Here is a 26536-nt window from a genome sequence, read left to right as displayed (position 1 = left end):
CGGTCAGTTGCCGGCCATCAGCGCCGACCACTTCTCCTGCGCCACCGCGAAGTTCGGGACCCAGAACTTGAAGTTCTGCTTGTAGCCCTGCTTCTGGCGGTCCGGAGTATTGGTCAGGAAGGCAGCAACGGAAGCGTCGACCTTGGGCTGCGCGTCGCTGTTGATCGGCGTATAGGACGTCTGCTCCGCGAGGACTTCCTGGGCATGCTTGCCGAGATAGGCATTGAGCAGCGCGTAGGACGCGTCCGTGTCCTTCACGCCGACCGGGATCGTCATCTGGTCCATCACCACCAGCCAATCCTGCCAGGCGGGCGCATATTTGGCGCCGTTCTTGACCGCGGTCATGGCGCGGCCGGTCCACATCATCAGCATATCGGCTTCGCCGGATTCGGCGAGCTGCTGCGATTCGGCACCCGTCTTCCAGAAAATCGTGTCGGGGCCGAGCTTGCGGACCACGTCGATGGCCTTGTCGATATCGGCCACCGTCATCGCCCTCGGATCGCCGCCGGCGACCTTGAACGCCTGTTCGAGCAAGCCGCCGGTCGGGCTGCCGGAGCCGTCGATTCCGCGCACGCCCGGGAACTTTGCCGTGTCGAAGAAGTCGGCCCAGCTCTTGGGCGGATTATCCTTGTACTTCTCGGTGTTGTACATCAGCACGACGCCGTAGTTCATCGCCGGCACCGAGCATTCGCCGACCTGGCCTTCCGGGATTTTCGAGACGTCGAGCTTCGTCAGATCCAGCTTCTGGAACAGCTTGCCGCAATAGACGTAAGGCGGCAGGTCGTCGGTATCGACAACGTCCCAGGTGACGTTGCCGGACTCGACCTGCGCCTGCAACTTGGCGATCTCGGTCGGGCCGTCATTGAGCAGCTTGACGCCGGACTTGTCGACGAATTCCTTCAGCGCCGCGGCCTGGCCGTCCTGGTAGATGCCGCCATAGGAAACGAGCGTCAGGGTCTTGCCCTTGAGCGAACCTTCCTTCACCTCGCCCGCCACCGGCTTGTCCTGCGCAAAGGCCGCGCCGGCCACAACGCCAAGCGCCAGAATGGCGCCGAGGCCTGCAAATCTCGATTTAAACATCACACTAACTCTCCCATTCATGCCCGCGTTTTGATCGGACTACCTGGCCGCGAGCGGTTTCCAGGCCGTATATTGTTCGAGTTCGGCGCGCGCCGAGGTCGGCGGCGCGATGATCCACATCACTTCGGCTCGGCCGCTGCCGATGTTCTCTGAGCGATGCGGTGTCGACGTCGTGTATTCGATGCTGTCGCCCTCCTCGAGGACGTGGCGCGCCTCGCCCAGCGAGACCTCGACGATCCCGCGCAGCACGACGAGCATCTCGTGCGCGTCGCCGTGAGTGTAGCGATCGGGCCCGGTCGAGCCGCCAATGTCGAATTCCCCGACATAGACTTCCATGTCGCTCAGCGGCGGGCGCGACAACAGCATCTTGCGGCAGCCGTCGCTGGGCGGCAGGCTCGGCCGCTCGCTTCGTCTCAGGACGCCATGATTTTGCGCCGCGCTTTCCTCGAACAACATGGCGACGCTGACGCCAAGCGCCGAAGCCATCTGGTTGAGCGATGCGGTGCTGGCCCCGGTCAGGCCGCGTTCCAGCTGGCTGATGAAACTGGCGCTGGTTCCAGTCGCCTCCGCAAGCTCCCGCAATGACAGCCTGCGGGCGAGGCGAAGGCTCTTGAGGCGCATGCCCAGCACTTCATGTGCATGGGTCGCGGCGGGCGCGTCGCCCGTCTTTGCCGAAGCCGCGCCAGAGGCCTTGCGCATGCTGTCTCCTCGCTTCACTTAACAATCTGTACAGTACCACTGCACAACTGGCAAGCCACGCGTGGCGCCAGGACCTCGCCAATGGCTGGGCCAGGCTCGCAAGCTGGGAAGATCTGTCGGTGAAATATGCAGCAACCTTCGGGAAAGCGCAGGGAGAACCTCTACCCCTCGCCGGACAGGTCCCGACGCGCTTTTTCGAGCTCCTCGGCATAGCGCCGCATAAGGTGTCCCTCGGTCAGCAGCCCGAGCACGATATGGTCGGTGAAATCCTCGACGACGGCCAGTTCCTCGGCTCCGGCGCGCTGGAACGTCTCGGCGGCGGCCTGCACGTTCATGCTGGGAACCAGAACCGCGTCCTTGTACTGGGCAAGATCGCGTACCGGCACGTCGCCGCCGGAGGGGTCGCTGTGCAGTTCGGCCACAATCAGCACGCCGACATACTGATCGCCCGGGTCGACGGCGATGACGCGTTGGGCGGAGCCCAGCGGAATCTGCTTGCGGAAGGCGCCCAGTGTCGTCGAGGCATCGATGGTCTTGATGTCCTTGCGCATCATCGAGCCGACGGTGAGGCTGCGCATCCAGCCGACATCGTGCGCGCTGCGGATCGTCTCGCCGCGCAGGTGGAAGCGCCACGTCGAGAACGAATAACCGAATGTCTCGCGCACCAGGATCGCCGCCATGATCGAGGCCGCCAGCACGACGCCGGTCAGTGTCAGGTCGCGGGTCGATTCCAGCGCCAGGAAAGTCATCGTCAGCGGACCGCCGACGACACCGACGGCAAGCGAGGTCATGCCAACGACGGCGGCGACCGAGGGGTCGATACCGGTTGCCGGCGAAACCAGCGCCATCACGCCGGCGAATGCCTTGCCGAGCAGCGCACCGAGGAACAGCGACGCAAAGAACAGGCCGCCGCGAAAGCCCGAACCAAGCGAGACCGCCGACGCCGCCAATTTCAGCACGAAGACGCTGGCCACCACGGTCAGACCATAGTTCATGGCGAACTCGCGATGCAGCGCGCCGTGGCCGCTGGACAGGACCTGCGGCGTGATCAGCCCCAGGAGGCCGACGATGACGCCACCGATGACGGGGCGCAGCGAGGCATCGACCGACAGCCTGTTGAAACCACGTTCGATCAGCGTCACCAGCTGCATGATGGCGATCGAAGCGGCGCCGCCGAGCAGTCCGAGCAGCAGGAACGGCACGTACTGGCTGGCGGTGAGTTGCGGCAGTCCCGAAAGCTCGAGCGGAAACGGCACGCCGCCGAACATTTCCGCCGTCAGCGAAGCGCAGATGGCCGCCGTCATGACAGGCGCGACATTGGCGACCGAGTAGATGCCGATGACCAGCTCGAAACCATAGAAGGCACCGGTCAGCGGCGCATCGAAGGCGGCGGCGATGGCGCCGGCCGCGCCGCAACCGACGAGGACGCGGACATCGTTGCGCCGCAGCCTGAAGATGCGCGCCAGCCGCGATGCCAGGCCGGACCCGACCTGCGTGTAGCCGGCTTCCAGTCCGACCGACGCGCCGAAGCCGCTGGAGATCATGGTCTGGCCGGCGATGATGAACGTGTCGGTCAGCGACATGCGCCCGCCATAGAGCGCGTTGGCCTCGATCGGATCGACCGGAGTGCGGAATTTACGCAACCGCAGCCAGATCACCGTCAGCCCGAGCAGGGCGCCGCCGATCGCCGGTATCAGCGCCTGCACGGGATTGGCGAGCGAGAACATTCCGGACAGCCGGCCGCCGGGCTGAACGCCGAACAGAAGCCCGTGCAAATCCTGCACGATCTGGCTCATCGCGGTCACCAGTATGCCGGCCATGATGCCGACGACGCCGGCGAGGATGACCACGGCGATGCCGCGCGCCTCGAGCAGAGGAATGGATCTCAGAAGCACCGCGCGCAGCCGGCGGGCGTAGACTTCGCTGTGGTTTCTGGAAAGCACCGGGGCGGCTCGCCGACATCAAAAGGCAGACCCGCCTGATACGCCGGGCGGCACGACATGACAACCACAATGGCGACATCAAAGGCGCCATTGTGGCCGTGAAACCAGCTGATTTCGTCTTGCAGGCCTCTGATCGCGAGGCAGCCTGCCCCGCGCTCAGTCCGGTATGGTCAGCGTCCCGCAATCGTCGTCGGCGACAAAGGTCGCCAAGAGTTCGGCGGGCTCGGTGGTGCTGACATTCTCGGCGAAGAGATGGACCGCGCCGGACGGCTCGAACCATGTTTGTCCTTGGGTGTAGGTACCGGCCGGGCTGCCTTCGAGCCGCGAGCGCAGAGTGCCCTTCAGGACGAAGGCGCTGACCGAGCCCGGATGCCGGTGACGAGGCGTAAAACCGTCTGGTGGAAATGCCACGATCACCGTGGTGATCGACTTGCCCGGCACGTCAGGCAGTTTTTCGCAGGAGACCGGCGTGACGACCGTTTTCGGCCGCGCCCCGGCAACACCGTTCACATCGGCATTTGCCATCTGCATATGCATTTCCATGCCTTTCGACGCGACGCGCGTGAAATCCGGGCCGGTCCACTTTGCCGCGAGCGCGAACAAAACCCCGACAGCGCTGACCGCGATGACAGATTGGCCGGCGCGCGGACGAGCTTGATTGCCGATCATCTCGACGTCTCCGAATTCAGGCAGGCAAACGGAAATCAGCACGCCAACCCAGTTCCTCGACCGCCTTTTGCGTCGAGACAGCCTGGTTGGGTTCCGCCACGTTGAAGACGCCGGGCGCACCCTTTTCGAGTGCTAGCAGCGCCGCATGGGCGGCAGCATCGACATGCACCGGCGACGCGCCGGCAGCCGCATCGGTTCCCGTTCCCGGTCCATAGAGCTGGCCATATCGCAGGACGACTCCGGCGAATGGCGCGTTTAGAACAGCCTTTTCCAAGGCGATGACGCCGCCGACGCTGATGCCGCGGTTGCCGCTCGCCTCGCTATCCAGCGGGTCGGCTTCGCCATGCGGCTCCGGTCCCGGCGCATAGGCCCAGGCGATGCTTTGAGCGACCATGCGCCGGGCGCCGGACGCGGCGGCCGCAGCGACCAGATTGCGGGTACCCTCCTCGCGGATGCGGGCATTGCGAACAACCGCCTCGCCCATCCGGCTCGGATCCAGCCCTGGCGGCAGGTCGGTCAGCTGATGGACGACGATGTCCGGCCGGGCGGCAAGCATGCGGCGCGACAGGACCTCGGCATTGAAGACATCGACGATCACCGGTTCGATGCCGAGGGAACGCAATGTCGCGGCCTTGTCAGGACTGCGCGTGGTGCCCGTCACATGATGGCCGGCGGCCAGAAGCTGCGGGATGAGCCGCTGTCCGATGGCGCCCGAGGCGCCGGCAAGAAAAATTCGATGCCCCATCGTCATGAACTCTACATCGTCATAGTATCAGCACACGAACAATATATAAGAGCTCTGATATCATGCGCAAGGCAAATCCGACAGTTCCCGCTCCGGGCGAAGGCAAACGTGGCGAGGAAGGCTATCTCGGCTATCTCCTGCGGCAGGCTGCCGGCGCGCATCGGCTGAGGGTCGACAGGGCGCTGGCCGATCTTGGCGTGACGCAGCCGCAATTCGCCACGCTGACCATGCTTGGCGCCTATCCCGGCCTCTCCAACGCCGATCTGGCCCGGCTGGCACTGCTCACCCCGCAAACGCTCAGCGTCATCGTCGCCAATCTCGAACGGGCCGGCTCGCTGGTGCGCAGGCCGCATGCCGTCCATGGCCGCATCCAGCATATCGAGCTCAGCGACAGCGGACAGGCGCTGCTGCGGGAATGCCGCGAGCGGGTGCATGCCATCGAGCGCGAACTGACGGAAGGCCTCTCGTCCGGGGAAGAAAGGGCCGTCAGGCGCTGGCTGGTCGGCGTCGCCACGGCCGAGACAGCCAGGCCCTAACTGTCTGCCGGCGGCTGACGATTATCGAGCGGCGGCCGATCAACTCGGCACCGGCTCACCCGCCTCATAGAGCATGAGGTTGCGCTCGCCTATGCCAAGCGCCGGCCAGTTCGAGCGCCACTCGGCGATGTGCGGCGAGCTGAAATGCGCATCGAGTGCCGCCTTGTCGCGCCACACCTCGGTCACCCGGATCAGCCCAGCGTCGAGCACATCCCGCGCATAGGAATATTCGAGGCAGCCAGCCTCGGCACGGCTGCCTGAGATCATGCGCTCCATCGCGGACCTTGCCTCCTCGAACCGGCTGGGCGGCAAACGGATCGTGCCGATGATCACGAGCATGGGCCTTCCTTCTTGCGAAATAGTCTATCCGCCTGCCGCACATCGCCCAAAAGCGGCCGCGGCTCTGGGAAGACGACATGCATAAACCAGAGTCTCCCACCCTCGCGCAAGCTTGGCCAGCTACCCTCGCCGGGCTGTCGTATGCACGGCAGGCTATGGTTCGAGGACTTGAATGGCGATCAGCGAAAGCATCCAGCCCGGCGCGGTGGCCAAGAACGGCCGCGACATCTTCTTCGCGCTCGGCATCGTCATCATCCTGGCCGTGCTGTTCCTGCCGATTCCGGCCTTCCTCATCGACATCGGCCTCGCCTTCTCGATCGCACTTTCGGTGCTGATCCTGATGGTGGCGCTGTGGATTCAGCGGCCGCTCGATTTCTCCTCGTTCCCGACCGTGCTGCTGATCGCCACCATGCTCAGGCTATCGCTCAACATCGCCACCACGCGCATGATCCTGTCGCATGGCAATGAGGGCACGCACGCCGCCGGATACGTGATCGCCGGCTTCTCCAAGCTGGTGATGGCCAGCGACTTCGTCATCGGCCTCATCGTCTTCATGATCCTGATCGTGGTGAACTTCATCGTCATCACCAAGGGTGCCACCCGTATCGCCGAAGTCGGCGCCCGTTTCACCCTCGACGCCATCCCGGGCAAGCAGATGTCGATCGACGCCGATCTCTCCGCCGGCATGATCGACGACAAGACCGCGCAGTTGCGCCGCCGCGAACTGGAGGAGGAATCCTCCTTCTTCGGCTCGATGGACGGCGCCTCGAAATTCGTGCGCGGCGACGCGATAGCCGGCCTCATCATCACCGCCATCAACATCGTCGGCGGCATCGCCATCGGCTACATCAGGCACGGCATGGGCATGGGCGAGGCCGCCGATGTGTTCATCAAGCTGTCGGTCGGCGACGGCCTGGTCACACAGATCCCGGCGCTGATCGTCTCGCTCGCCGCCGGCCTGCTGGTTTCCAAGGGCGGCACCCGTGGCTCGACCAACCAGGCCGTGTTCGGCCAGCTGGGCGCCCATCCGCGCGCGCTTTACGTGGCGGCCGCGCTGCTGGTGTTGCTAGGCCTCATGCCGGGCTTGCCGCTGTTTCCCTTCTTCGCGCTGGCCGGTGGCATGGCCGGGCTCGGCTACGTCATTCCGATGCGCGCCAACCGCGTCCTCGCCGAGGCCGAGGCGCTGAAGGCCCAGGAGAAGGTGTCCAAGGCCGAGGAAGAGAAGAACTCGGTCAAGGCTTCGCTCGCCACCGCCGAGATCGAACTGCTCATCGGCAAGCAGCTGTCGACCCGCCTCCTGGTCTCGCATCAGGAACTGGTCTTCCGCATGGCCAAGATGCGCAAGAAATTCGCCCAGCAATACGGCTTCGTCGTGCCGGAGGTGCGCGTTGCCGACGACTTCGCCATCCCGCCGAAGAGCTACCAGATCAAGGTGCATGGCACGGTGGTGGCCGAATATTCGATGCGCGTGGGTGAGATCATGGTGCTGCTCGGCAGCCGCGACGTGCCCGAGATCCCTGGCGAAGAAATCCGCGAGCCGGCCTTCGGCATGCGCGCCTATTCCGTCATGGAAACCTTCGCCGAGGATTTGAAGCGCGAGAACTACACCTTCGCCGACAACATGTCGGTGCTGCTCACCCATCTTTCCGAAGTCATCCGCAACAACCTGCCGCAACTCCTGTCCTACAAGGACATGAAGGCGCTGCTCGAACGCCAGGACCAGGAATATCGCAAGCTCGCCGATGAGATCTGCACAACGCACATCTCCTATCCCGGCCTGCAGGCGGTGCTGAAGCTGCTGCTCGCCGAGCGCGTCTCGATCCGCAATCTCCACCTGATCATTGAGGCCATCGCCGAGATCGCGCCGCATGTGCGCCGCACCGAGCAGATCGTCGAACATGTCCGCATCCGCATGGCGCAGCAGATCTGCGGCGACCTATCGGAAGGCGGCGTGCTCAAGGTGCTGCGCCTCGGCAACCGCTGGGACCTCGCCTTCCACCAGAGCCTCAAGCGCGACGCCAAGGGTGAGGTGCGCGAGTTCGACATCGATCCGCGCCAGCTCGAGGAATTCGGCCAGGACGCCACCAAGGCGATCAAGAAATTCCTCGAGGCCGGCGAGCGTTTCGTCCTTGTCACCGCCCCGGACGCCCGTCCCTATGTGCGCATGATCATCGAGCGCCTGTTCACCACGCTGCCGGTGCTGTCCCATGTCGAAATCGCCAAGGGCGTCGAGATCAAGGTGCTCGGAACCATATCGTGAGCGTTCTCTCGCAGAGCGTCGTCATCGCGGCGTTCCTCGCCTTCTGCCGCATCGGCGCCTGCTTCATGCTGATGCCGGGCCTGTCCAGCGCCCGCGTGCCGGTCCAGGTCCGGCTGTTCGTGGCGGTCGCCGCCACCGGCGGCCTGCTCGCCTTCCTGTGGGACCGCATCATTCCCTTCGTCGATCCGCGCCCGCAGATCCTGGTGCCGATGATCATCTCGGAACTTCTGGTCGGCGGGCTGATCGGCGCCATGACCAGGCTCTACATGGAGGCGCTGCGCTTCATGGGCTCGGCCATCGCCATGCTGATCGGCTATGGCGGCTCGGGCGGACCGGCGATCGAGGAACCGGAACCACAAGCCGCCCTTGCCGCGATCATCTCGTTCTCGGCGCTGCTGATGCTGTTCGTCTTCGATTTCGACCACGAGATCGTGCGCGCCCTGGTGGCGTCCTACACGGTCGCGCCCGTCAACGTCTTCTTCAACCCGCAGGCGGCGCTCGTCGACATCACCGACACCGTGTCGGACACCTTCTTCCTGGTCATCCGCCTCGGCAGCCCGTTCGTCGCCTATGCCATTCTGGTCAATCTGACGATCGGCTTCGTCAACAAGCTGACCCCGCAGATCCCGATCTATTTCATCTCCCAGCCCTTCGTCATCGCCGGCGGCATGATCATCTTCTATTTCGCCATCGGCACCATGCTGTCGCTGTTCGTCGACGGCTTCGTCGACCTGACTCTGGCGAGGTGACATGAGCACGCGCAAGGACCGCCTGCGGAAACTGGTCAAGGTGCAGGAGCAGCTGAAGGCGCTGCACGAGACCCGACACGCCACCTTCCTGGCCGCGGCAAACGCCGCCGAGGCCGAGGCCAGGGAATTGATCGGCCATTTCGACCAGGAGAATTCCCTCTCCGGCCTGTTCCCCGATCTCTATCATCGCCGCATCGCGCAGGCGGTGGTACGCCAGGAGAAAAGCCTGGAAAGCGCCCGGCAGGAGGTCGGCCTTATCGCCACGGCAAACGCGCGCACCAATATGGTCGAGCGCGCCTACAAGGATGTGCGCAACCGCGACGAACGCGAACGCACCGACCGCGAGCGGCTTGATTTGATCGCGCAGAAGCGGGCCGAGGAGTAGCGGCCTATCGCTTTTGATCCCCGCCGGAAATCGAGCTTTTCCCGATCAAGCAAGAGGGATCGGGCTTCAGCTTAGTCCTTCTCCAGAACATACAACCCGACATCTATCGTGCCGACCCGAAAGCCTGCTTCGCAGTAGCTGAGGTAATATTCCCAGATTCTTTGAAAGTTGTGACTGAAGCCGATTGCCTCGATCATCGGCCAGGCCTTCAAGAATCGACGCCGCCATTCAGCCAGTGTCAGGGCATAACTGGCGCCAAAACTGTCCACCGAAGCCAGTGTGAGATGGGCCTGCTTCGCCAGTTCGGTCATGATCGTCTTGGTAGGAAGCATCCCGCCTGGGAAAATGTAGCGCTGGATGAAGTCGGCGTTTGAACGGTAGCTTTCGAAACGCTTCTCATCGATCGTGATGACCTGCAAAACAGCCTTCCCGCCAGGCTTCAGGCGCTCGCGCAATATGCTGAAGTAAGTTGGCCAGTATTTTTCGCCGACAGCCTCGAACATTTCGATCGAGACAATGCGGTCGAACGTTCCCTGCGTGTCGCGGTAGTCCTGCAGTTCCAAGGCCACCGTGCCGTCGAGTTTCTCTTTTTGAACGAGATTTCTTGCGTGGGCCAGTTGTTCCGCGGAGAGCGTTATGCCGGTGACGCGCGCCCCGTGCCGACCCAGAACAACGGCAAGGTTTCCCCATCCGCAGCCGATCTCCAGAACCTCCTTGCCACCGCCCAGATCGAGCAATTCCACGACGCGTTGCAGTCTGGCCTGCTGGGCTGTCTCAAGGGTTTGCCCGGACTGCCGATAGAGCGCGGACGAGTAGGTCATGCTGGGATCAAGCCAAAGCGAATAGAAGTCGTTGCCGAGATCGTAGTGGAAGGCAATGTTGCGGCGGCTCCCGGCCTTGCTGTTCGCCTTCAGCACGTGGCGAAGCCGATTGACAAGGCGGACCGGAAGAAGCCCGCCAACCACCTGTTCGATGTGTTCCAGGTTGAGCGCGGCAAGTTCAATGAGCAATGTGAGGTCGGGGCTGGACCAGTCGCCCTCGATGTAGGCCTCCGCGAAAGCGATGTCGCCCCCCGTCAGTAGGCGGCGGATCGCGCGCCACCGGTGCACGATCAGAACCGCTTCCGGACCAGGCGCATCGGATCGATGGTCGATCCGCTGGCCCGAGGGCGTCACGATCGTGATCCGCCCTCTTTCGAGGCAAGCAAACATAAGCTTGAGGATATAGGCTCCTGGACCGCTCGCACGGGCCACGGTCCGCGTGGCGCCGGTTTCACTTTCGAGGGACATGCGGCTCCGGCCCTATCGGGATGCTGTATTGCGCGGACTGCGCGACTTCAGGAGTTTCAGGGCTCGGATGAAACCGCGCGCCTTTCAGCCACAACTTCAGTGCTTCCCAGTGAATGCCGAGAATGATCTTCAAAGTCATCAGTGGAAACTTGGCCAGGCATGCGCCAATATCCGGCGTGGCGAGCGGGCGTGCTGTCCCAGCAAAGGCCGCTGCCAAGAGTGGTTCGCCATTTTCCGTCTCGTGGATGCGAAGCCTGACCGTCTTGCCTGGCGGCAGAATGCGAAAGTGATACCGCGCATCCATGCCGATGAAGGGCGAGACATGAAAGAGCTTGGCTTGTGTCTGGCGCACTCCTGCGGGGCCGAGTTCGCCCGGTCGGATCGGCGACACGTAGATTCGCCGGCCACCGAACGTGTTGCGCACCGCATAGATCAAGGCGATCAGCGCGCCCGCGGCGTCGTAGCAGAAATACACCGAGATTGGATTGAAGACGTAGCCGAAGATGCGGGGATAGGCGAGCAGCAGCACGCGCGCCGCCGGTTTGCCAAGGCCGGCATCGACGAGCAGCCCGTCGACGAAAGCCCGTAGCGTCTCGCCTGGGGTGTTGACATGATCGCTTTCATGGAAAGATGCCAGGCCGGGCCGATTGACCCGCAACAGCCATGTCATGCGTCCGAGCTCGGCGAGCCTGTCTATATCGACCAGCAACGAGAACACGCGGTAGACAAAGCGGTGGCCGAAGGGCTTCAGCCGCGCATGCATCACCTCACCGGGATAGAGCACGCCGGCCGCCTGCGGCGGCGGGCCGTTCTGCTCCAGTGTTGTGATCCGTTCGCCCATTCCTACAGAGGCCTTATTCCGCCGTCAGCAGCGCTTTGGACAAAGCCGTCTCGCGTCGACGCCACGGCACATCGGCGCCGAGCGCAATCGCCGCGTCGAGCCCCGAACGCAAGCCATCCTCATGAAAGCCGTGTCCGGTCCACGCACCGGCGAAATAGGTGCCGCGCGCACCTTGGATATCATCGAGACGGGCTTGCGCTGACAAGGCACGCGCATCGTACTGCGGATGGTCGAACATCCATTCCCCGAAGACCAATTCCGGGCGTGGCTCGACGACCGGATTGAGCGACACGAAGAGCGGCTTTGCCGCGTCGATCCCCTGCAGCCGGTTCATCCAGTATGTGACCGACACTTCCGGTTCGTCGCGGTCACATGAGCAGCGCAGATAGTTCCACGCCGCCCAGGCGGCCCGCCGCTTCGGCATCAGGCGCGGGTCCCGGTGCAGGACGACCCGGTTGGGGCGATACGATATGGCTGACAGGATCCTCTCCTCGACGCTCGAGGCGTCGCCGAGCATGGCCAGTGCCTGGTCGCTATGGCTGGCGATGATGACATTGTCGAAGCGCTCCGGCGCGTCATCACCAGCCCACACGGTAATGCCAAACGCATCGCGCACCATTGTCTTGACCGGTGACGATAGGCGTAGTGCCGACCCGAGCGGCGCCAGCAGCTTTTGCAGATAGTTGCGCGAACCGCCGCTTACCGTGCGCCACATCGGTCGCGTATCATTGTCGATCAGGCGATGGTTCTCGAAGAAGCTGATGAAGCTTGCAGCCGGATAGTCCAGCATTTTGGCGCGCGGCGTCGACCAGATCGCCGCCGCCATTGGAATGAGATAATTGTCGCGAAAGCCTGCGGAGAAACCGCGGGTGCGAAGATAGTCGCCTATCGAGACGTCGCCCAGCGTGCCGTTGTCGCGCTCGGCAATACACGCCTTGTTGAAGCGCAGGATCTCCCTCAGCATCCACAGAAAGCCGGGCGAAAAGACATTACGCTTCTGGGCGAAGATGGTGCGCAGCGTCGAGCCGCACCATTCGAGCTTGCCGCCATCGAGCGAAAGCGAAAAGCCCATGTCGCTCTCATGCGTGGCCACACCAAGATGCGAGAACATCGCGCTGAGATCCGGGTAGGCCAGTTCGTTGTAGACGATGAAACCTGTGTCGACAGAAATCGGTGTGGAGTCATAGTCGATGTCGACCGTGGCGGTATGGCCGCCCGCGCGATGCGACGCCTCATAAAGGATGATTTCGGCACTCGGGTGCAAAGCCCATGCGGCGGCGGCGCCTGATATGCCCGATCCGATGACGGCGATTTTCTTCCGGCCGTTGGAGCCACCACGGTGAATGGGCACAATGTTCATCGAAAATCCTTTTGGAAATCAAGCCTGTAAGGTGCGGGCGGCACCCTGGAACTTTTGTAGATACGGGAGGATCCGGCGTGAGTTTCACTGTGCAGTCGAGGTATTTTGTCGCGAGGTGAAGAGGCGTCCGACCTGCCCAGTCACTTGCATCGTCAGCGGGCGCGGGACCAGCTGACCGACTTGCAAACCAGGCCGCCGACCAGGCAACCTCGCGTGACCAGTTTCTGCCCGGCCACCTTGAGTTGGATCGCATAGGTCAGCGCGCGCTTTGCATCGAAAGCCTTGCCGGTCAGCGTGTCGGCGGACTTCGGCTTCAGCGTCATGACGAGCTTGTCGCCGACAGCTTCACCGCCGCTGGTGTCCTTGATCCAGACATTTGTGGCACAGATGTTCGAACCGCACGGGGCGATCCGTACTTTTGCGTTTCCATCGCCGCGGTTCCATGTTCCGCTGGGGTCAGGCGCCGATGCGGCAAACGCCGCGCCGCTGAACGAGACAAGAAAAAGAAGACCTGCCGCCACTGCCAGTCGGTTCATCATTCCTCCTTGTCATTCGGTTTACGAAGCTACGGACGACATGCTTGGTGAGTTTCGGCCGGTCGAAACTATCGCGGCTGAAAACCGTTGCTGAGATCAACAGCCAATGGGATTTCAGGAGCGGACATGATCAAGACCTACGGCATCGCCTATCTGACGACGGCAGTCGTGTTCCTGTGCATCGATGCTGTCTGGCTGACGGTGATGAGCAGCCGGCTTTACAAGCCGCTGCTGGGGCCGATCCTGCTCGATGATTTCAACCTCGCGGCGGCGGCACTTTTCTACGTCATCTACATCGCAGGCGCCGTCTATTTCGCGGTGCTGCCCGCCTTTCAGAGCGGATCATGGACGACCGCGGCGGTAAACGGCGCCGTGTTCGGCTTATGCGCCTACGCCACCTACGATCTGACTAACCAGGCGACACTGAGGAACTGGCCCGTCGCGGTCACCATCGCCGACATCTGCTGGGGAATCGTGCTCACCGCAATCGCGGCGACGGCGGGTTTCCTCGTCTCCAGTGCCTTGTCGCGATCTGCGTAGCAGTCGTCAGCGCTTGGCCGGGGGATTGATCAAGTTCATCACGAGAAGACCTATGAAGGCGGTAAGCGTGCCAGCGCTGAGGGCGTTCATTTTCAGAAAACCCGCATATTCCTCGGCCGAGTAGAGGTGGACGGGCGCGCCGTAGCGCCCGTGTAGGACAGCGAACGCCAGCATGCCGACCGCCGCTATGGCGATCGCGATGATGCGTTCTCCAGGCCTAAACAGCACGAAGCCGAGCAGCACGCAGGGCAACAGAAACATCTCGACGCCGGAGGCGACGCCGAAGACCTCGGCGCTAAGCACCGTGTTACCGATCCCGGCGATCGGCAGCAATGCACGCCCGGCACGGCCGTTGGCGCGACCCACTGCCGGAACCGCCAGGAAGAACGGCGTCGAAAGGAATGTGTAGAAGGTTGGCGCGATGTCGGTGCCCACGGACCAGTAGACATAGAGCGGATAGAACGGCTGGTTCCAAAGCACGACAAGAGCGACCAGATTGGCGGTGGCCACGAGAGGGTCGTCGTGGGCGAAATACGCCTTCGCCGCGTTCCAGAACGTCCTCAATATTCCCGATCGGGCGCGCGTTTCCAATCTCATGTAGCCGCGCGCAGGCGATAGTGGCTGACCCCCCATTCCTCGCCATTCGCATGTCCGAACAGCCCTGCGGTGGCGAGGAAAAACAGACGCCAGCGCCGGCGCCAGATCAAGGCCTCCTTGCCGTAGACCTCGGCGAGGATGCGGTCAACCTCGGGCAGGTTGGCGTCCATATTGGCGAGCCACTGGTTTGCGGTGCGCTGGTAGTTGCGGCCATTCCATCGCCATTCCTGCTCGACGTCGAACAGGGCCGGGAAATGCCGGATCAGATCGTGGCTCGGCATGATGCCGCCGGTGAAGAAGTGCTGCGCAATCCAGTCGGACTTGTCGCGATGATCGAAACGGTAGGACCGGCTCTTGTGGGTGAAGACATGGATGAAAAGCCGCCCCTCCCGTGTCAGCCAGGAGTGTACGCGTTCGAGCAGCTTTTGCCAGTTCGACATATGCTCGAACATCTCCACCGAGACGATGCGATCGAACATGCCGTTTGGATGGAAGGCGTTCATGTCGGCCGTGATGACATGGATGTTGGCGAAGCCCCTCTTTCGAGCCTGCGCTTCGATATACGCCTTTTGAGGCGCCGAGTTGGAGACCGCGGTGATCCTGGCGGCGGGAAAACGCTCCGCCATGAACAGCGTCAGGGAACCCCAGCCGCACCCGAGTTCGAGGATGTCCTGGTCATCGGCGAGATCGGCGTGAGCAACGGTTTCCTCCAGCGCGAGCACCTCGGCCTGCGCCAGGCTCTCGTCGCCGCGCCGGTAAAGGCAGGAGGAGTATTTGCGCTGCGGCCCGAGCACCAGTCCAAAGAAGGCCGGCGGCAATTCATAGTGCTGCTCGTTGGCCGCTTGCGTGTGCTCGGCAATCGGATGATCGGCCATGGCATCAGCGAAAGCCTGCTCTTGCATGGCCGGGTGTTCGAGTAGGTTTCGACGCGTGCGTCCGACCAGAAAGCCGATACCCGTTCGGGTCACGGGATCTGGAAACGGGCTGCGTTCTACGGTGCGTATGGCGGATGCGATGAGGCTCACGATGCCTGGCCTTTCGATGTCTGTGGAGGGATATTGCGGGGCGGCCCCGGCCAGAACGCATTGACGCGCGCCTGGTAGGCACGGAACTTCTCGCCACGCGATTTCAGCATGTGCGCTTCGAGCGGCGGAATGCCGGACACATGAACCAGGAGCCAGTACATGAAGAGTGGGCCTGAGATGGCGACCCAGCCCCATGGGTAGGCGCCGGTCATGTCCAACGCGATCGCGACATAGGCCAGCCAACCGAACCACTCGAAGAAATAATTGGGATGGCGCGAGAGGCTCCAGAGACCGACGTCGCATACTTTTCCTCTGCTGGCTGGAGCCTGGCGAAATCGCGCAAGCTGGCGGTCGGCCAGGCCTTCGCCAAGGATGGCAATCGCCATAATCGCGATGCCCAGCCAGTCGCCGATTTGCAGATGCGGCACCGGATTGCGTGCTGCGGCGAAAATGGAGAGCACAAGCAGCAAGGCGGCGCCGGCCTGCACCTGCAGAAACAGAAAAAGCCGGCGAGGAAAATCCTTGCCCCATTCGCTGCGCAACTGCGCGTAACGCGGATCGTCGCCACCGTGCAGGGTCCTGACGACGATATGCAGTCCAAGCCTGATCGACCAGATCGCCGCGAGCAAGGCGACGATGACAGGTCTTGTCGTCGATTGCTGCCAGCCGGGCAGTGGAACAATCGCCATGGCGATGCCGGCGGCGCCCACGGCAAAGGACCATATCGCATCCACCCAGCCGGACTTGCCGCTTCGAATGGCAATCGCCCACGCGATCGCCATTACAAGCGACAGGCATATGGCTGCACCGAAAAACAAGCTTGCAAACGTCACATCGTAGCCCTGCGCGATCATCGCGATCTGTTGCGTGAGGTACGGATCGGTGTGGAGGCAAGTTTCCGCGCCCCACTCAAATTCGAACCGGCAAGCCTGCCACAAGCTTGTTGAGGCATGGTCTGGCTAAGGAAACCTGGCAAAAGGCGGACCTTCTTGGCGATTTCTCCACCCAGCGACATCGTTATGGATGTCGCCCGAGCCGCGGAGCCAGCGGACATCGAGGCTGCCCGTGCCGCGCTGACGAAGCGTGCGGGCGGCGCTGCCGGCACGTTCTCGGTCGACACCGCCGCGTCGGTCGATGCCGGCTCCATCCTGTCGCGCGCCACCGCCGAACATGCGGCCGGAACCGATCCGGCCAAGAAATTCAAGAAGTTCGAGGCGATGGTCCTGCAAACCTTCATCCAGAACATGCTGCCCAAGGACACCGAAGGCGTCTACGGCGCGGGTCTTGCCGGCGACATGTGGAAATCGCAGCTGGCCGAGCGCGTCGCCGACGTCATGGCCGAGCGCGGCGGCATCGGCATCGCCAAGTCGCTGCTCGCCGACCACTATCTAGACGGCAAGCGCAAGGTGCCGATCGGGCCGGTTTCAAATGGACCGGAAAAGGCCGAGATCGATCAGCAAACCCGTCTGTCCACCTCGCTCGTCCAGGAATTGCAGCGCAAGGCCGCCAGGTCGATGACCGGCGACGAGACAACCATAAAAACAGACACCAAGATCTAGACTGGGAAACGCCATGGCCGACTCTTCCGAATTCACCGCCAACCTGCCAGCGCGCACGACCGCGCCGGAGGCTCCGATCCCGTTCGCGCGGCCTGGAAACCTTGCCGCCATCATTGGCCGCATCGAGGAGGTGGTCGAGGAAGAGACCGCCGGCATCCGCAGGGATACCGGTTATGACCTCAAGGCCTCTAACGCCCGCAAGAGCCGCTATCTCTACGAGCTGACCCGCGCCATGAAGGGCGGCAGCGAAGCCGAGTTCCTCGAACAGCACCGCGAGGGCCTGACCCGGCTGCGCCAAAAACTGGTGAAGAACGAGGCGGCGATCCTGGCGCATCTGAGCGCCGTCAACGAGGTCGCCAACCTGTTGCGCAGTGCCATACAGCGCGCCGAAACCGACGGCACCTACTCCGCCGGCGAGTTCGGCCGGCTGAAAGGCTAGAGCGCGGTCATGCCGGGCTCGAATTCCGAATGATAAAGGTCATCGCCATCGCGGTCTGGGTCTGCGCCGCCACGCTCGGCGCGGTCTTCTATTCGTTCCAGGCCGCCGGCGACCGCGGCGTCGGCGAGAAACCCAAGCCGATGCTGGGCGGGCTGGATTACGTCAAGACCGACGTCATTTCGGTGCCGCTGATCCACGATTCCAGGATCGACGGCTACTTCCTGGCCAAGCTCGTCTACACCGTCGAGCCGGAGCAGATAAAGAAACTGTCGATTCCGGCCGAGGCGCTGATCACCGACCAGGTCTACAGCTATCTCTACGCACACCCCCAGATCGACTTCGGCAAGAAGCAGCCAATCGACCTCGACACCTTCCGCGCCGCGATCCGCGACACCGTCAACGCCCGCGTCGGCGCAACCCTCGTGCATGAAGTTCTGATCGACCAGGTCAATTTCCTGAGCAAGGACGAGATCCGCGACAACTGGCTGCGCCGCCGGCAGGATGCCGGCACCACGGCGCCCGAGGCGGCCAAGCCGGTCAGCGCGCACTGAGCGGCACTGGCCGGGCATGGCTGGTCCCGGCACCTCGCCCGGTGCGGCGATAGGAACCAGTCTCCGCAATTCGCGTTGACGTAAACGTCAATCCAAAGCTATATGCGCCTGCGACCATGATCGCGAAGTGCTGCGTGGGCTCCAGCCGGACCGAAATGCCCTGCGCGACAGATGCAACCAGACAGGAGAACAGCGTGAGCGTTCAGGAGATTGCCGAGAAGATCAAGTCGCGCGTGGCCAGCAGCGGATTCGATCGTTCCGTGAAATTCGACACCGGCAGCGACGGCGTCATCGTCATCGACGGCGCGACCGTCTCGAACACCGATGCCCCGACCGACTGCACCATCAAGCTCTCGCTCGACGATCTCGACTCGCTGATCGCTGGCGATCTGAACCCAACCATGGCGTTCATGACCGGCAAGATCAAAGTCGAAGGCGACATGACCGTCGCCATGGCGCTCAGCCAGTTGATCGGCTGAGCCGACTCCATTGCCGCGACGGGCTCATGGCCCACGAAAAAACGCCGCCTTTTCGGGCGGCGTTCTGTTTTGAGCGGACTTGGCGCTCAGGCCGCCATTGTCGGGGCCGACGCCTTCAGCTTGCGGCCGGAAGCCTTCAGCGTCCCGTGCGCGCCGTCGAGCGCGCCGTCCACCAGCTCCAGCGCCAGCAGGCGGTGCCGCTCATAAGGTCCCGGCATCGCGAGCGAACCGGTCCTTTCGGCCGAGAAGCCGAAACGTCCATAGTAGGGCGCATCGCCAACCAGCAGGATCGCCGCGTGACCGAGACGCGCCGCTTCGGCCACGGCATGACGCATCAGCGCCGAGCCTATGCCTGCATTCTTGAGCGACGGATCGACCGCGAGCGGGCCAAGCAGCAGCGCTGCCGGACCGCCCTCGCCCAGCGTGACATCCCACAGCCGCACCGTGCCGACCACGTCGCCCGACGCATCGCGCGCGACGAAGGCCAGGCCTTCCGAGGGCCGGCGGCCACGCCGCAGCTTCTCCGACGATTTGGTCTTGCGCTTCGGCCCCATGGCACGATCGAGCAAGGCTTCGCGCACAGCCATGTCGGCGGCGGTTTCGGCGACCATGGAGAAGGCCGGCGCATGAGCTACGATTTCAACTGACATTTCCATTTCCGCAATCCTTCACGAGCGGAGATCTGTTCCACAAGCGAGACCCGGGTGGACGACAGGCGACCACCTGGGATGATCTGACCGCCTCTCAGCGCACTTTCAGGCGAAGTTGTGTCCGGTTCGCCGTTCGAAAATGCGCTGAGAGAGCGCCGTCAGATCACGTAGGATCGGAGAGGCTCGAAGCCGTTGAACGCGACCGCCGAGTAGGTGGTCGTGTAGGCGCCGGTGCCTTCGATCAGCACCTCGTCGCCGATGGTCAGCGACAGGGGCAGCGGATACGGTGTCTTCTCGTACATCACGTCGGCCGAATCGCAGGTCGGGCCGGCGAGCACGCAAGGCGCGGTCTCCGAGCCGTCATGGCGGGTGACGAGGGGATAGCGGATCGCCTCGTCCATCGTCTCGGCGAGGCCGCCGAACTTGCCGATGTCGAGGAACACCCAGCGCACATTGTCGTTGTCCGCCTTCTTGGAGATCAGCACGACTTCCGACTTGATGACACCGGCATTGCCGACCATGCCGCGACCCGGCTCGATGATGGTCTCGGGCAGCGCGTTGCCGAAATGCTTGCGCAGCGCCGAGAAGATCGCCTGGCCGTAGGCCTGTGCCACCGGCACGTCCTTGAGGTAACGGGTCGGGAAACCGCCACCCATATTGACCATCTTCAAGACGATACCTTCCTCGGCGAGCGTGGCGAACACCTTCTTGGCGTCGGCCAGCGCGCGGTCCCAGGCGGTCAGGTCGGTCTGCTGCGAGCCGACGTGGAACGACACGCCATAGGCATCGAGGCCGAGGCCCTTGGCATGGCGCAGCACGTCGACGGCCATGGCAGGCACGCAGCCGAACTTGCGCGACAGCGGCCACTCGGCGCCTTCGCCGTCGGTCAGCACGCGGCAGAACACGCGCGCGCCGGGAGCGACGCGGGCGATCTTCTCGACCTCCTCGACGCAATCGACCGCGAACAGGCGGATGCCGAGCTGGTAGGCGCGTGCGATGTCACGCTCCTTCTTGATGGTGTTGCCGAAGGAGATGCGGTCCGCGGGCGCACCCGCGTCCATCGCCATCTCGACTTCGGCAACGGAAGCGGTGTCGAAGGACGAGCCCATCGCAGCAAGGAGGCGCAGGATTTCCGGCGCCGGGTTTGCTTTCACCGCATAGTAGATCTTGGAATCGGGCAGAGCCTTCTCGAAGGCGCGGAAATTATCGCGCACGACATCGAGGTCGACGACGAGGCAGGGGCCGGACGGACGTCGGGTGGCGAGGAAGTCGAGGATGCGCTGGGTAGCCATCGGATTCTCCATCACGCCTTTCGGCGCGCACAAGGGTGCGGACGCGGGCTGTCGGCCTCGCGAACACGCGGTCAAACAAAGGCGGGACGAAAATTCCATGGAACCAGCCGGTGGAGACCCCGGAACCATGAAACGCCGTCTCGCGGCGATGAACCTAGCCTTGCCCGGCTTCGGTTCGCTTTGTCTGCCTTGGCTTGGATTGGGAGAACCCCGTTCCGCACTGCCGGCAATGAAGGTGTGCCTCTTCAGTAACCCCGGTCTTTGGACAACCGGCAGAGAACCAGAAAGGCCCGCACCGTCGTTGCTTCAAGGTGTCCTCGGTCTGGCGGTTGGCCGCTAAACCGACTGGAGGGGTTAGCTCCAGTTACCTTACCGATTTCCCTCACCATTCGAGGATCGGCGGACACCCACAGGCACGTGCGACTTTGGGCAAGCGCGATATAGGGGCGAAGGATTTCACAATCAATAAAAATCGTATCGCAGGTTGTAAAATTTCTGGCATCGAACAATGTTGGTGCAACCGTATCCGGATATCGAACGATGACAGGCACGCACGGCCCCTACAACGCCTTCCTCGATCTTCACCAGATGCCGGTGGCCCATGCCGAAATCGGCCCGCTCGCCGGCCTGCGGCTGGCCGTCAAGGACATCTACGACGTTGCCGGCTATCGCACCGGCTGTGGCAATTTGCGGAAGTTCGCCGAAAGCCAAACCGCCTCGCGCACGGCGCCCGCCGTGCAGGCGATTCTCGATGCCGGCGCGCGCTTCGCCGGCAAGACCCAGACCGACGAGCTTGCCTTCGCGCTGTTCGGCCAGAACGCGCATTTTCCGTTTCCGGTGAATCCCGCCGCGCCCGATCGCGTCACCGGCGGCTCCTCGTCGGGGTCGGCATCGGCGGTGGCGGGCAGGCTGGCCGACATTGCCACCGGCTCCGACACTGGCGGCTCGATCCGCGCGCCGGCGAGTTTTTGCGGGCTGATCGGGCTGCGCACCACGCATGGCCGCATTTCGCTCGATGGCACGATGAAGCTCGCGCCAAGCTTCGACACCTTCGGCTGGTTCGCCGACGACATCGAGACCTACGAGACCGTCGGCAAGCTGCTGCTCGGCCGCGATCCGCACCAGCATTCGCTGGACCGCCCGCTGTCGCTCACCTGGCTCGACGAGATGGTGGCGCGCCCCGCGCTGGCCGAATATGCCAGGATGAAGGCCCTGGCGGGCGCGGTTTTTGGTGCCTTGGCGAAGCCGACGACGTACTTCTCCTCTTCCCCTGATGAACTCTACTGGTGCTTTCGCCGGCTGCAGGCCAAGGAAGCCTGGGGCGTGCATGGCGAATGGATCACCAGCGGCGAGCGCGACCTTGGCCCCGGCGTCGAGGAGCGTTTTGGCTTTGGCCGTGCCGTCGATGACCGGACAGCGCAAGCCGAGAAGGTGCGCCGGCTGACCTTTCGCGGCGAACTGGGCGCCCTGCTCGGCAAGGACGGCTTCCTCATCCTGCCGACGGTGCCGGGCCCGGCACCCTATATCGACTCGACGCCGGAGCAGTTCCAGGCCTATCGCGAGCGAGCCCTGCATCTTCTGTGTCTCGCCGGCCTTTCCGGCTTCCCGCAAATCACCTTGCCCATCGGCTCTGTCGCCGGCGCACCGTTCGGCCTGTCGCTCCTTGGCCCTTCCGGCAGCGACGTTGCCCTGATACGGCTCGGCCGAAAACTACTCGACGCAGCCAAGAGGGCCTGAACCATGGACACACTGACCCGCATGCGCGCCTTCATCGACGTCGTCGAGGCCGAGGGCTTTTCGGCGGCGGCGCGCAAGATCGGCCGCTCCAAGGCGTTGCTGTCGAAATATGTGCGCGAACTGGAAGACGAGCTCGGCGCGCTGCTTCTCAACCGCACCACGCGCCAGTTCTCGATGACCGAGGCCGGCCATACCTACTACCGGCGTGCCTCGGAGATCGTGCGCGAGGTCGACAGCCTGGCGGACGCCGTGCGCGAATCCTCCGGCGACGTGCGCGGCAGGATCAAAGTGTCGGCGCCGCGCACTTTCGCCGACGCGCCGATCGGCCAGTCGCTGATCGACTTCGCCAAGCAGCACCCCGACATCGTGCTCGACATCCAGCTCGACGACCGCTTCGTCGACCTGGTCGAGGAGGGCTTCGACCTCGCGGTGCGCATCTCGCGCCTGGAGAATTCGTCGCTGATCGCCAGGCGGCTGGCGCCATTTTCGATAAAACTCTGCGCCTCTCCCGAACTGATCGCCAAGCATGGCATGCCGACGCGGCCCCAGGATCTCGGCCACATGCCCTGCATCGTCGACACCAACGGCCGCGGGCTGAACAACTGGCCGTTCAAGGGCGACAACAACGATCAGCTGAGCGTCGCGGTGTCGGGCCCGATCGAAGTCAACAGCCCGATGGCGGCGCGGGCCGCCGCCATTTCCGGACTTGGCTTCTGCGTCCTGCCGGATTTCATCGCCGCTCCCGATCTCAAGAGCGGCCAGCTGGTGACGGTGCTCGATGACCGAATCCTGTCGGGCGGCGGCATCTTCGCCGTCTACCCGCACCGCCGCTATCTGCCGGCCAAGGTCCGCGTTTTCGTCGACTTCCTGGTGCAGTGGTTCAGGACGCGTGAGATCGCGTGAGCGGCCTCGAATTCTCGCTGCGTGCCTGTCGTTACCTCAAGACCGCCGCGCACCTTTGGGCGACACGCTTTGAGCTTGGCGGGTGTCGTCGCCCCAGAGCCGCTGCGCACTTTTGGGTGACACGCACTGGCGGTCCCAATTTCGCCCCCTTTCTGGTGACCTTCGGTTCCTCTCCAAAGCCAAGGGAATCGCGACCGGGAATGCATCTCAAGCGGCACGCAATCACACTGGCTTCGGCCTTGGTGGCGACCTTTGCCGCCACGGGACCGGCTTACGTGCATCCGCATGTCTTCGCCGAGGCACGCCTCGACGTGATCCTGTCCCCGGATCACCAAAGCGTGAAAGCACTGCGCCATCTCTGGCGCTTCGACGACCTGTTTTCGAGTACTGTCATGATGGAGTTCGACAAGAACTCGGACCTGAAGCTTGACGACAAGGAGCTGAAGGATGTCGCCGACACCGTTCATGCCTCTTTGGCCGAATTCAACTACTTCCAGCTCGTCACGCAGAACGGCAAGGACGTGACGATGGTGCCGCCGCCACACCTGATGGCCAATTTCGACAACGATCAGCTGATCATCCTGTTCGAGTCCGAACCCAAGGAGCCGATCAAGCTGACCGGCACGATCGACATCGGCGTCTATGATCCGACTTTCTACACGGCGATCGACTTCACCGAGGATTCCAACATCACGGTCGAAGGCCTGCCGTCGAATTGCACCAGCAAGGTGATCCGTCCGGATCCGGATGAGGCCATCAAGGAAAACCAGAAGACCCTGACGGATGCCTTCTTCAACGACCCGACAGGCACCGACATGAGCAAGATCTTTGCCACCAAGCTCGAACTGACCTGTCAGCCAGAAGGATGAAGCCGGTGACGAAACCGTCCCTGCGTTTGGCATTCGGCCTGTTGGCCCTCACCTTTGCCGCGATGCATTTCGCCAGCGCCGCGCACGCCCAGAGTTCACTTGGCATCGGCGTCAATGACGGCATGGCGCCGACCACCGGTCCGTTCGCCCACATCCTGATGTGGATCAACCTGCGGCAGCAGGAATTCTACCGCGCTCTCGCGGGCGCCATGAAAGCGATGCGCCAGGATGGCAGCAAGATCTGGATCCTGATCGGCCTGTCCTTCGCCTATGGCATTTTCCATGCCGCCGGCCCCGGCCACGGCAAGGCGGTGATCTCGTCCTACATGGTCGCCAATGAAGTGGCGCTGCGGCGCGGCATCCTGTTGTCCTTCGTCTCCGCCCTGCTGCAGGGCCTGACGGCGATCGTGGTCATGCTGCTCGCCTATTTCGTCCTGCGCGGCACCACCATCTCGATGACAGACGCGGCCTGGTTCATGGAGATCATGAGCTTTGCCCTGGTCACCCTGTTCGGCGCCTGGCTGTTGTGGCGCAAGCTCGGCCCGTCCATCCTGCGCCTGTTCGGCAGGGCGCCCGCCTACAGCCTGTCGGCCGCTCACGCCGGGCATTCGCATGGTGGCCACTCCCATGCAGGGCATTCTCACGCGGGCCATTCCCATGCCGATCATTCGCATGCGGCCCACGGCCATTCGGCGCATGCCCATTCGCACGCGCTCAAGGTACATGACGATCACGACCATGTTCATGACCATTCGCACGACCACGCCGCGCATGACCCCCATCACGATCACGGCGCCCACGATCATGCGCATCACGATCATGCGGATGGCGAGGTCTGCGAAACCTGCGGCCACTCGCATGCGCCCGATCCGGCGCTGCTGTCGGGCGACCGCTTCGACTGGCGCACCGCCTGGTCGGCGGTGGCGGCCGTCGGCATCCGCCCCTGCTCCGGCGCGCTGATCGTGCTCAGCTTCGCGCTGCTCAACGGACTCTGGCTCGGCGGCCTGCTGTCGGTGCTGGCAATGTCGCTGGGCACCGCCATCACCGTCTCGGCGTTGGCAACGCTTGCCGTGACCGCCAAGAACTGGGCGGTGTATTTCGCCGGCGATGGCCGCATGGGCAACCGCATCCATTCGATCGTCGAGATCGGCGGCGCCGCCTTTGTCTTCCTGTTCGGGTTGCTGCTTTTGTCAGCCAGCCTGACCGGCAGCGTCTAGGCCATCCCCATCCCGTAAGAATGGGATGTCAAACTCCTAACCGGGAATCTTGCCGCCCAGCTCATCCTCGATATGCGCCTGGATGATCTCGTCAAAACTCTTCTCGGCGCTGAAGCCGAGTTCTCGTGAGCGTCTTGCCTCGAAGCGGGTCGGCCAGCCCTTGACGATCGCCCAGATCGTCTCGTCCGGCACCTCGCGGATCAGGCCTGCCGTCTTCGGCCCGGCGATGCGCTCCAGCGCCTCGATCTGCTCGCCGACGGTGACGCCGACGCCAGGCATCGTCAGGTTGCGGCGCGGTCCGACGGCGGCACCTTCGATCTCGGCCGCATGGATCAGGAAATTCACCGCCGAGCGCGGACTGGCATGGGTATGCACGACCGAGCGCGGCACCGGCAGGATCGCCTCCTGGCCGCTCAACGGCTCGCGGATGATGCCGGAGAAGAAGCCGGAGGCCGCCTTGTTCGGCTTGCCGGGCCGCACGCAGATCGTCGGCAGCCGGATCCCGATGCCGTCGAAGAAGCCGCGCCTGGAATAGTCTGCCAGCAGCGCCTCGCTCATCTGCTTCTGCGTGCCATAGGAGGTCAGCGGCGTCGGATGGAACTCGTCGGGGATGACATCCGGGAACGGCGCGCCGAACACCGCGATCGACGAGGTGAAGACGACGCGTGGCGCAAAACTCGCCAGGCGGATGGCATCGAACAGCGCGCGCGTACCGTCGAGATTGACGCGGTAGCCAAGATCGAAATTCGCTTCCGCCTCGCCCGACACGATGCCGGCGAGATGGAAGACGACATCCGGTCGCGACGCGACCAGGCTCTCGGCGGCGCCCGCCTCCGCAAGGTCGCCGGTATGGGTGTCGATGCTGACGCCGTCCATGGCCGGGGCCTGCGGTGGCACGATGTCATGCAAATCGAGCGCCGTGATCTTTTTGCCGCGCAGCATGCCGTCCTTGGCCAGCCTGGCGATGAGCTTGCGGCCGACCATACCCGCGGCGCCAGTGATCAGAATGCGCATGTCAGATATCCCTTACTTGCCCTGATTTTTGCGCTGGCTGCGCGCGCGCAGCCAGAACACGAGGAAAAACGCCAGCACGAAAACGATGCCGAAGATGCCGGCCAGCACGGTCGAAAGACTGCCCAGTGCCAGCATCACCGTCGGCAGGTAGAAGGCCGCGATGCCGAACAGAAGCATGATCCACAGCGCGGCAATGGCCGCGTTCCTGGTGTCGCGGTCCATCATGCTGCACC

30 protein-coding genes are annotated in these 26536 nt (G+C 63.4%); 13 read left to right on the top strand and 17 right to left on the bottom strand.

Features of this window, described 5'->3' with window-relative positions:
* Positions 1–3: 3 nt before the first annotated feature.
* The 5 genes from EB230_RS10555 to EB230_RS10535 form a co-directional block, all read right to left on the bottom strand.
* Positions 4–1080, bottom strand: coding sequence for a PotD/PotF family extracellular solute-binding protein (locus EB230_RS10555; protein WP_172372238.1), 1077 nt, complete (start codon positions 1078–1080; stop codon positions 4–6).
* 39 nt (positions 1081–1119) lie between these two features.
* Positions 1120–1779, bottom strand: a complete 660-nt coding sequence (locus EB230_RS10550; RefSeq protein ID WP_056578296.1) for an XRE family transcriptional regulator — start codon at positions 1777–1779, stop codon at positions 1120–1122.
* 161 nt (positions 1780–1940) lie between these two features.
* A complete protein-coding gene (locus EB230_RS10545) occupies positions 1941–3722 on the bottom strand; it encodes a chloride channel protein (protein ID WP_056578298.1) in 1782 nt (593 codons plus the stop codon).
* Positions 3723–3878: 156 nt separating this feature from the next.
* Positions 3879–4391 (bottom strand): cupin domain-containing protein, encoded by a 513-nt coding sequence (locus EB230_RS10540; protein ID WP_056578300.1) that lies wholly within the window; start codon positions 4389–4391, stop codon positions 3879–3881.
* A 16-nt stretch (positions 4392–4407) separates the two neighbouring features.
* Positions 4408–5136, bottom strand: coding sequence for an NAD(P)-dependent oxidoreductase (locus tag EB230_RS10535; protein ID WP_172375041.1), 729 nt, complete (start codon positions 5134–5136; stop codon positions 4408–4410).
* A 62-nt stretch (positions 5137–5198) separates the two neighbouring features.
* On the opposite strand from EB230_RS10535, the gene EB230_RS10530 reads away from it, so the two are divergent.
* The gene (locus EB230_RS10530) at positions 5199–5672 is read left to right on the top strand and encodes a MarR family transcriptional regulator (protein ID WP_155772552.1); all 474 of its coding nucleotides are present in this window, start codon (positions 5199–5201) and stop codon (positions 5670–5672) included.
* A 39-nt stretch (positions 5673–5711) separates the two neighbouring features.
* On the opposite strand, the gene EB230_RS10525 is transcribed toward EB230_RS10530, so the two are convergent.
* Positions 5712–6011 carry a putative quinol monooxygenase gene (locus EB230_RS10525; RefSeq protein ID WP_056578304.1) on the bottom strand — a complete coding sequence of 100 codons (300 nt, stop codon included), beginning with the start codon at positions 6009–6011 and terminating at the stop codon, positions 5712–5714.
* Positions 6012–6183: 172 nt separating this feature from the next.
* Between EB230_RS10525 and flhA the strand changes: the two genes are divergently transcribed.
* The 3 genes from flhA to EB230_RS10510 are packed head-to-tail and all read left to right on the top strand — an operon-like array spanning position 6184 to position 9405.
* Positions 6184–8271 (top strand): flagellar biosynthesis protein FlhA, encoded by a 2088-nt coding sequence (flhA, locus tag EB230_RS10520; protein ID WP_056578306.1) that lies wholly within the window; start codon positions 6184–6186, stop codon positions 8269–8271.
* Positions 8268–9020: a flagellar biosynthetic protein FliR gene (fliR, locus tag EB230_RS10515; RefSeq protein ID WP_038649353.1), complete on the top strand. Its 753-nt coding sequence runs from the start codon at positions 8268–8270 to the stop codon at positions 9018–9020. Before flhA ends, fliR begins: the two co-directional genes overlap by 4 nt.
* Position 9021: 1 nt before the next feature.
* Positions 9022–9405, top strand: coding sequence for a hypothetical protein (locus EB230_RS10510; RefSeq protein ID WP_056578308.1), 384 nt, complete (start codon positions 9022–9024; stop codon positions 9403–9405).
* A 71-nt stretch (positions 9406–9476) separates the two neighbouring features.
* On the opposite strand, the gene EB230_RS10505 is transcribed toward EB230_RS10510, so the two are convergent.
* The 4 genes from EB230_RS10505 to EB230_RS10490 form a co-directional block, all read right to left on the bottom strand.
* The gene (locus EB230_RS10505) at positions 9477–10694 is read right to left on the bottom strand and encodes a cyclopropane-fatty-acyl-phospholipid synthase family protein (protein ID WP_172372236.1); all 1218 of its coding nucleotides are present in this window, start codon (positions 10692–10694) and stop codon (positions 9477–9479) included.
* Positions 10678–11535, bottom strand: a complete 858-nt coding sequence (locus EB230_RS10500) for a DUF1365 domain-containing protein (protein WP_172372233.1) — start codon at positions 11533–11535, stop codon at positions 10678–10680. The genes EB230_RS10505 and EB230_RS10500 overlap by 17 nt, the downstream gene beginning before the upstream one ends.
* Before the next feature lie 13 nt (positions 11536–11548).
* The gene (locus tag EB230_RS10495; RefSeq protein WP_056578314.1) at positions 11549–12895 is read right to left on the bottom strand and encodes an FAD-dependent oxidoreductase; all 1347 of its coding nucleotides are present in this window, start codon (positions 12893–12895) and stop codon (positions 11549–11551) included.
* A gap of 152 nt (positions 12896–13047) precedes the next feature.
* Entirely contained in the window at positions 13048–13434 is a 387-nt protein-coding gene (locus EB230_RS10490; RefSeq protein WP_155772551.1) for a DUF2147 domain-containing protein, read from the bottom strand.
* Between the two features lie 126 nt (positions 13435–13560).
* On the opposite strand from EB230_RS10490, the gene EB230_RS10485 reads away from it, so the two are divergent.
* A complete protein-coding gene (locus EB230_RS10485; protein ID WP_172375039.1) occupies positions 13561–13971 on the top strand; it encodes a DUF2177 family protein in 411 nt (136 codons plus the stop codon).
* Between the two features lie 6 nt (positions 13972–13977).
* Here EB230_RS10485 and EB230_RS10480 read toward each other — a convergent pair whose 3' ends face one another.
* Genes EB230_RS10480 through EB230_RS10470 form a run of 3 tightly spaced genes read right to left on the bottom strand, consistent with a single transcriptional unit; the run spans position 13978 to position 16375 of the window.
* Positions 13978–14568, bottom strand: coding sequence for a hypothetical protein (locus EB230_RS10480; protein WP_246738931.1), 591 nt, complete (start codon positions 14566–14568; stop codon positions 13978–13980).
* Positions 14565–15593 (bottom strand): cyclopropane-fatty-acyl-phospholipid synthase family protein, encoded by a 1029-nt coding sequence (locus tag EB230_RS10475; protein ID WP_172372231.1) that lies wholly within the window; start codon positions 15591–15593, stop codon positions 14565–14567. Before EB230_RS10475 ends, EB230_RS10480 begins: the two co-directional genes overlap by 4 nt.
* Positions 15590–16375 carry a DUF1295 domain-containing protein gene (locus EB230_RS10470; protein WP_246738978.1) on the bottom strand — a complete coding sequence of 262 codons (786 nt, stop codon included), beginning with the start codon at positions 16373–16375 and terminating at the stop codon, positions 15590–15592. The genes EB230_RS10475 and EB230_RS10470 overlap by 4 nt, the downstream gene beginning before the upstream one ends.
* A gap of 168 nt (positions 16376–16543) precedes the next feature.
* Between EB230_RS10470 and EB230_RS10465 the strand changes: the two genes are divergently transcribed.
* The 4 genes from EB230_RS10465 (at position 16544) to EB230_RS10450 (ending at position 18621) form a co-directional block, all read left to right on the top strand.
* Positions 16544–17152 carry a rod-binding protein gene (locus EB230_RS10465; RefSeq protein ID WP_056578322.1) on the top strand — a complete coding sequence of 203 codons (609 nt, stop codon included), beginning with the start codon at positions 16544–16546 and terminating at the stop codon, positions 17150–17152.
* Positions 17153–17165: 13 nt separating this feature from the next.
* Positions 17166–17591, top strand: a complete 426-nt coding sequence (locus EB230_RS10460) for a hypothetical protein (RefSeq protein ID WP_056578324.1) — start codon at positions 17166–17168, stop codon at positions 17589–17591.
* Between the two features lie 29 nt (positions 17592–17620).
* Positions 17621–18142 (top strand): hypothetical protein, encoded by a 522-nt coding sequence (locus EB230_RS10455; RefSeq protein WP_056578326.1) that lies wholly within the window; start codon positions 17621–17623, stop codon positions 18140–18142.
* A 194-nt stretch (positions 18143–18336) separates the two neighbouring features.
* Complete coding sequence (locus EB230_RS10450) at positions 18337–18621, top strand: SCP2 sterol-binding domain-containing protein (protein ID WP_013529756.1); 285 nt, start codon at positions 18337–18339, stop codon at positions 18619–18621.
* Between the two features lie 86 nt (positions 18622–18707).
* On the opposite strand, the gene EB230_RS10445 is transcribed toward EB230_RS10450, so the two are convergent.
* Both EB230_RS10445 and odc2 read right to left on the bottom strand, forming a co-directional pair.
* Complete coding sequence (locus tag EB230_RS10445) at positions 18708–19277, bottom strand: N-acetyltransferase (RefSeq protein ID WP_056578328.1); 570 nt, start codon at positions 19275–19277, stop codon at positions 18708–18710.
* A gap of 152 nt (positions 19278–19429) precedes the next feature.
* On the bottom strand, positions 19430–20563 hold the full coding sequence (odc2, locus tag EB230_RS10440; protein ID WP_056578400.1) for an ornithine/lysine decarboxylase: 1134 nt from the start codon (positions 20561–20563) through the stop codon (positions 19430–19432).
* Between the two features lie 540 nt (positions 20564–21103).
* Here odc2 and EB230_RS10435 point away from each other — a divergent pair.
* The 4 genes from EB230_RS10435 (at position 21104) to EB230_RS10420 (ending at position 25289) form a co-directional block, all read left to right on the top strand.
* Complete coding sequence (locus EB230_RS10435) at positions 21104–22300, top strand: amidase (RefSeq protein WP_056578330.1); 1197 nt, start codon at positions 21104–21106, stop codon at positions 22298–22300.
* A 3-nt stretch (positions 22301–22303) separates the two neighbouring features.
* Complete coding sequence (locus EB230_RS10430) at positions 22304–23203, top strand: LysR family transcriptional regulator (protein ID WP_056578331.1); 900 nt, start codon at positions 22304–22306, stop codon at positions 23201–23203.
* 200 nt (positions 23204–23403) lie between these two features.
* Positions 23404–24072 (top strand): DUF1007 family protein, encoded by a 669-nt coding sequence (locus EB230_RS10425; RefSeq protein WP_056578333.1) that lies wholly within the window; start codon positions 23404–23406, stop codon positions 24070–24072.
* The gene (locus EB230_RS10420; RefSeq protein ID WP_056578335.1) at positions 24069–25289 is read left to right on the top strand and encodes a nickel/cobalt transporter; all 1221 of its coding nucleotides are present in this window, start codon (positions 24069–24071) and stop codon (positions 25287–25289) included. Before EB230_RS10425 ends, EB230_RS10420 begins: the two co-directional genes overlap by 4 nt.
* Before the next feature lie 36 nt (positions 25290–25325).
* On the opposite strand, the gene denD is transcribed toward EB230_RS10420, so the two are convergent.
* Together denD and EB230_RS10410 are read right to left on the bottom strand one after the other, a co-directional pair.
* Complete coding sequence (gene denD, locus EB230_RS10415; protein ID WP_056578337.1) at positions 25326–26303, bottom strand: D-erythronate dehydrogenase; 978 nt, start codon at positions 26301–26303, stop codon at positions 25326–25328.
* A 12-nt stretch (positions 26304–26315) separates the two neighbouring features.
* On the bottom strand, positions 26316–26528 hold the full coding sequence (locus EB230_RS10410) for a hypothetical protein (RefSeq protein WP_081295203.1): 213 nt from the start codon (positions 26526–26528) through the stop codon (positions 26316–26318).
* Positions 26529–26536: the final 8 nt, after the last annotated feature.

It is taken from the genome of Mesorhizobium sp. NZP2234, from assembly GCF_013170765.1.
GTDB lineage: Bacteria > Pseudomonadota > Alphaproteobacteria > Rhizobiales > Rhizobiaceae > Mesorhizobium > Mesorhizobium loti_D.
Note: the sequence above shows the minus strand (reverse complement) of the source record. Positions and strands in the feature narration are given on the sequence as shown.